This is a genomic window from Gemmobacter caeni, from assembly GCF_003054195.1.
Classification (GTDB): Bacteria; Pseudomonadota; Alphaproteobacteria; order Rhodobacterales; family Rhodobacteraceae; genus Gemmobacter; species Gemmobacter caeni.
Genome location: NZ_QBKP01000054.1, coordinates 1 through 4,475, shown reverse-complemented (window position 1 = coordinate 4,475; position 4,475 = coordinate 1). Strand labels below are relative to the sequence as shown.

Genomic DNA, 4,475 nt, shown 5'->3' with positions numbered 1-4,475 from the left:
GCTCGACATGACACACAGTCCGATATCCGGACTCTGCGAGGTGTATGCCGAGATCGAGGCCTCCGACACCGGCGCAAAGGCTGATGCCGCGAAGGTCGTCATGTCTTCCGGGGGAACAAAGAGCCACACGAGGCGTCCTTTCCTGCGCGGTCTGGCCGCTGCGGGTGCGGGCTCTCGGGCCTCAGATGATTGAAGGATGCGCAGCGGGGGCATTTGATCGAGACCGCCCCGGCCAGCGCGCCTGCTGTCATCTTGAACAGCAGGCGACGGCAACCGCAACAGCGGATTTCTGTCCAGGTGGTCATTCTGTAAAGCCGTGTTCAACTGGCCTTGAAGGGCTGTTCATGGGTATGTTCCTTGCGACTGGCAGCAGGAACATACACGGAACATTCGGAAAGGTCAGAGCTTGACTTGCAGCTTTACAGGTCTGCCGCTGGCTCTATAGCCCAGGGACGATTTTCCACCACTTGAGCGGCTTCTTGGGTTGGCCGACCCCAGCAGCGGATAGCAAGTTCCCGTTGGAGCGGCACATGCCTTCAACATCTTTTCTGATGCTCGGAGTCCCGATCGTCATGAATGCCATTTCGGGTAGGTCCGGCGCATACATAAGGTGGAACGGCATTGGCTCATCCGAGCGCTTCGGCCCCCTTTCGATCAGCACGAGGCCACAGATGTGGGTCAGAGAGCCATCCGTTGCTGCTTGCATGTATGACGGGATGAACGACTTGGTGCGGGCGTCATCTACAACCTTCCGATAGACGACCTTCTGGTCTGCCAGAGTGATCTCGATTGGTGTCAGCGCCGGGTTCTCTGCCATGAGCGGCAGTGGAAAGGCGGAAAGCAGGCTCAAAATCACGAGTTTGCGCATCATGAAGATCAATCCCTGTTCGTATGGCCCCACCAGACCACCTTGCCGATGACCTGGACAGACTTCATGTCGTCGCCGTGCCGCAGCTCCGGCGCGTAATCCGGGTTATCTGAAAGCAGCATCATCAAATCAGGTGTCGGGCGTTCGATCCGTTTCACCCGCGCCTCGCCGTTGTCGATGAGGGCATAGATGGGTGAACGGCGTTGGTCGCGAGGATCGCGCCCGCGCACCGGCGGATCGTCAGCGCGCGTATCGATTAGGATCATATCGCCCGCCCAGAGACTCGGTTGCATGCTGTCACCCTGAACGCGAGCAAGTCTTGCAGTGGTTGCCGACACACCGATCCGCTGAAGCCAGTCCCGGCGAAAGGCGAGATGGTCAATAACCTCCTCTGTTCCATTGCAGGCTCCAGCGCCAGCGGCCAGCAAGGCATCGTGCAATGGAATGTGGGCGTACTCATCGCCATCAACGGTAACACTGGGAACCGGTTGATCGCTAATTTCGGATCCGAATCCGAGCTCCATGCGCAATGCACTTGAGACTGCTAGCACATTGGAAAAGCTGGAATCTCTCCCCTCCATCATGGAGCGAACCACACCTAGCCCTACGCCCGCCCTGCGTGCGAATGGACGCATCCCTTCTGCATCTACAGCAGATCTTACGCGTTCTTGGAGGGCCTGAATTCCGAATCGTGTCATGCGTGACACATAACACAGTGTCGCACTTGACACGATGTGTTATTGATCGCACATTCGTGCTATGCGTAGCACGGTCGAAAACCTCAGCATCCTGATCCGCACTCTTGCAACAGAGACCAATAGGGCTCCGTCGACCGTTTCACGATTGGTGACCGGTTCAGGCGATACCTTGCGGCGCATTGAAGAGCGCTCCGAGCGTGGCCTTCCAGTTCATAGGATCAGTACTGAACGCGTGGAGCGTTCACTGGATGTCCTTTCCCAAATCTGGCCCGCCGATCTTGCATGGCCAGCCGATGTCCCCCGCCCCCCGAAATCGAAGGATGCCGCATGATGTCGCCTCAACCCTTTTCGCCGGGGTCGGTTGGCCCCTGCCGCGGCGAAGGCCGCCCCGATCCGGCTGGTAAGGCAGCCCGGCTGGATCGGGGTGTGCCGCGCCCGTCGCTCTGGCGGCGCCTGGGGTGATCCGGCCGGACAGGTGTCGCTGGGCCTTCGCAATGACGGCACGGTCCTGCTGACCACGCGCGACAGCAATGTCTGGGTGCAGGAGGGCGATGCATGGGCGCTGGATGGGGGCGAGCTGGTCCGCCTGACCCAAACCGGCGGTGTGCTGGCTGTCGAGAACATCGGTAACGGCTCTGTCAGGATCGCGGCCAATCTGCTGGGTGCGCCGCTGCAATATACGCTCGACAAGGCCGCTCCGGCGGTCCTGCGGCGGCTCTATGCCTCGTCTGCCGTCTATTGGATGATCCCGACCACCGGGCAAAGCCTGGCCGAAGGTGCGGCCAATGCGGCGATCACCACCACGCCGGTCGCCCCCGGCGTGGCGCTCAAGTTGGGCACCTCCAATACCATCGGCTCGGCCACCCAGACGCTCGGTACATCGCTGACCGATCTGCGCGAGGCGGTCTATGAGACGATCAGCTCGGGGGCCGCGCGCAAGCTGGTGTCCAAGGGCCTGCCATCCGTGCGGCGGCTGATCTATGCCGGGCAGGCATGGGGCGGCAAGGAGATCGAGGAGATCTGGCAGGGCGGCTCGACCGGCGTCTTCGAGAAGGTTATTGCCCAGGTGCAGGCCGCCCATGCCGCGACAAAGGGCAGCCTCATCGTTCCGGCGGTTGATCTGGTCGAGGGCGAAGCAGATGGTCTGACCTCCGACGCCAATTATCACGAGGATCTGGAAACGCTGCGGCTGCAATACCAGACCGCCATTCGGGCCATCACCGGCCAGCGCGATCCCGTCATGCTGCTGACCTGCCAGACTTCCTCGGTCAGCGGCTACCGCGACACCTTCGCGCAGCGCCAGACCTTCCGCACGCCCTTCCTTCAGGCGCTGGCGGCGCAGACCTCGCCGCTGATCAAACTGGTCTGCCCGAAATACTTCATGGACTACGTCGATCACTCACATATCGACGCGCTGTCGGAACGGCTGCTGGGCGAGTATTACGGCAAAGTCCAGTATCGCACGCTGGTCGAGGGGCTGGACTGGCGGCCGGTGCAGGTGACCGGCATCGTTATCGACAATGACGCGATCGTGCTGGACTATCATGCCCCGGTCGGGGCGCTGGCGCTGGATACCACGCTGGTCAGCGATCCCGGCAATTACGGTTTCCAGATGCACCTCGCAGGCGGGGTGAATATCGCCACCGTCACTCAGACCGGCGACCGTCAGATCACGCTGCCCTGCACCGGCAATGTGCCCTCGGGGGCGCTGCTGTCTTACGCCCATTACAACGGCACCTATGGCACCTCCGGCCGTCTGACCGGCGCGCGGGGCTGTGTCCGCGACAGCGATGCCGACCCGTCCACCTGGACCGGCCTGCCGCTGCACAACTACGCCCTTTCCTTCGAGCAAACCCTGACCCTCTGAACCAAGGATCAAACAATGTCCGGCTTCCTCGTCACCTCACCGAACCTGTTCACCTATCCCGGTCCTGTGGTCGATGACTATGACCCCGCTTACTACGTCCGGCAGATCGCCAACCTGCCGACCTTGCAGTGTTTCCATCGTTTTTCTGACGCCTCGACCGTCACCAGGGATGGCAGCAATCTGATCTCTTCCGTGGCGGATGTCGGCCCGAAGGCGCTGCCTGCCGTTGCCGCAGGTGCCTACCGCCCGACCTGGGTGGATGCGGGCATGGAAGTCTGTGCGGCGGCCTTTTTCAATGGTGCCCACAACCTGCGCGTCGCCTCCATGTTTGCGGGCGGCCCGCGCGGCACCGTCTGTTCGGTGCTCTGGCCGAGCGGGGCAGATGCGACCAGCCGGATCTATGTTGCGGACAGTTCGGACAACAACCCCAACCTCTACGGCACCAATGCCGTGTTCCGGGGCTACTCCGCTGACGTCCAGAACATCGAGGCGAATATCACCTCGCGGCGTCACTGCCTGATCATGACCTGGGATCATACCGTCGCCCCCGGCCTGATCAGTCTCCACACCAACACTGATGTCGTCACCGGCACCAGCATCCGCACCCGCGCTGTTGGCGAGGGCATCATTGGGTCGTTTGGGGATAATTCCAGCGGCATGATCGGCTATATGGCCGCGAACATCGTCCTCAATGAGGATGCCAGCCGCAACCCGGCTGTACTGAGCCTGCTTCAGACCTATGCCCGCGCCGAGGCGCGTGTAAACTGACATGGTTGGAAGTGTCTTCGAATCACGCTGATATCTAGGTCATTCAATTAATGCTCAGGGGCCTTATATGCGATACATCTACGTTGATGAGGCAGGAACCTCCAAGAAAGAGCCAGTTACAGTTGTAGTTGGTATCATTGTGCAAGCTGACAAAGCTTGGCGCTCTGTGGAGCGTGAGAGGCTCTGTTGCACAAACCCCTGTGGGATTCATCTCATGAATCCAGCGTGGTAGCTGGGGTGCATGAGCAGACCTACATCCCCGACCTACAAGACC

General features: G+C 60.8%; 5 protein-coding genes. 2 read left to right on the top strand and 3 right to left on the bottom strand.

The features are described from left to right. Positions 1-98: 98 nt before the first annotated feature. The 3 genes from C8N34_RS27365 to C8N34_RS25540 all read right to left on the bottom strand — a co-directional run bounded on the left by C8N34_RS27365 (position 99) and on the right by C8N34_RS25540 (position 1,392). The gene (locus tag C8N34_RS27365) at positions 99-305 is read right to left on the bottom strand and encodes a Com family DNA-binding transcriptional regulator (protein WP_108131047.1); all 207 of its coding nucleotides are present in this window, start codon (positions 303-305) and stop codon (positions 99-101) included. 134 nt (positions 306-439) lie between these two features. After that, positions 440-871 (bottom strand): hypothetical protein, encoded by a 432-nt coding sequence (locus C8N34_RS25545; protein ID WP_108131046.1) that lies wholly within the window; start codon positions 869-871, stop codon positions 440-442. 5 nt (positions 872-876) lie between these two features. Continuing rightward, positions 877-1,392 carry a S24 family peptidase gene (locus C8N34_RS25540; protein ID WP_158640819.1) on the bottom strand — a complete coding sequence of 172 codons (516 nt, stop codon included), beginning with the start codon at positions 1,390-1,392 and terminating at the stop codon, positions 877-879. 535 nt (positions 1,393-1,927) lie between these two features. Here C8N34_RS25540 and C8N34_RS25535 point away from each other — a divergent pair. After that, positions 1,928-3,433, top strand: coding sequence for a hypothetical protein (locus C8N34_RS25535; protein ID WP_108131044.1), 1,506 nt, complete (start codon positions 1,928-1,930; stop codon positions 3,431-3,433). A gap of 15 nt (positions 3,434-3,448) precedes the next feature. Further along, positions 3,449-4,201 carry a hypothetical protein gene (locus tag C8N34_RS25530; protein ID WP_108131043.1) on the top strand — a complete coding sequence of 251 codons (753 nt, stop codon included), beginning with the start codon at positions 3,449-3,451 and terminating at the stop codon, positions 4,199-4,201. Positions 4,202-4,475: the final 274 nt, after the last annotated feature.

Excerpts from the sequence above, each read along its gene's own strand:
- C8N34_RS25540 (WP_158640819.1), bottom strand. The coding sequence starts at position 1,392 with ATGGAGCTCGGATTCGGATCCGAAATTAGCGATCAACCGGTTCCCAGT.
- C8N34_RS25530 (WP_108131043.1), top strand. The coding sequence starts at position 3,449 with ATGTCCGGCTTCCTCGTCACCTCACCGAACCTGTTCACCTATCCCGGT.
- C8N34_RS25545 (WP_108131046.1), bottom strand. The coding sequence starts at position 871 with ATGATGCGCAAACTCGTGATTTTGAGCCTGCTTTCCGCCTTTCCACTG.
- C8N34_RS27365 (WP_108131047.1), bottom strand. The coding sequence starts at position 305 with ATGACCACCTGGACAGAAATCCGCTGTTGCGGTTGCCGTCGCCTGCTG.